Source organism: Aerococcus sp. L_32, assembly GCF_050689315.1.
Map to the genome: position 1 here is coordinate 1 of NZ_JBOEQF010000925.1, position 731 is coordinate 731.

Annotated in this window: 1 protein-coding gene and 1 pseudogene; both read right to left on the reverse strand. The window is 38.2% G+C overall.

Features of this window, described 5'->3' with window-relative positions; all coding sequences use genetic code 11:
• A partial coding sequence (locus tag ACRCJ0_RS17395) for an HAD hydrolase family protein (RefSeq protein WP_431391409.1) occupies positions 1-409 on the reverse strand: 409 nt, incomplete at its 3' end.
• A gap of 75 nt (positions 410-484) precedes the next feature.
• Positions 485-731: pseudogene (locus tag ACRCJ0_RS17400) on the reverse strand (Gfo/Idh/MocA family protein); the annotation flags it as partial.

Consider the following 731-nt stretch of genomic DNA (forward strand, 5'->3'; position numbering starts at 1 on the left):
TCACAATCTTAAATGGTTCACCGTAATCTCTGGCATGAAAGACATTTGGTAGTAAATGAAGTCCTTTCTTGGTGTCGAAAAAGCCTGGCACATCGCGGGAACGCATCTCGTCAATCGTTCGTTCAACTAGTGTTTGGTCAATATAGTTTTGATAAACAAGGTCATTTTCGATATGAACTGCCTGACCATTTGAAGTAATAAATGAATCAATTTTCAATAAGTCACCCAAGTCCTGAGCTCGGTTCTTCCAGCGACCTGTCGCAATAATTGGCAGCACGCCATTGGCTTTTAACTTTTCAATGGCAAGGTAGGTTGACGCAGGAACCTTTTGTTCAATGGGTAGATGGTACTTGCTTGAGTCAAATAAGGTACCGTCAATATCAAAAAATGCCACTCGTTCAATCTTCATAGAAGAGCCTCCTGTAATTTTCTTACTTTCATTATAGCAGTTTACGCTTTTATTTGATCTGAGTGATTGCATTTACTAGAATATTTCTGCTTTCAATTGATCAATAATGGCTGCGAATTTCTTAGTATCCGCCATTGGCATCCGGTTACTTTCTAATCTACCTGCTTTTAGATTGGCATGGACATGGGTAATTTCACCGTAAAAATCATCGAGAATATTCAAAATTTCATTATTTGTGACCTTATCGTCTACAATTAAGTCAAATTTAGTTGGTCGGTGGAAGTCATAAAGCACAATTTCCCCTTTACTTCCTGAAATCACA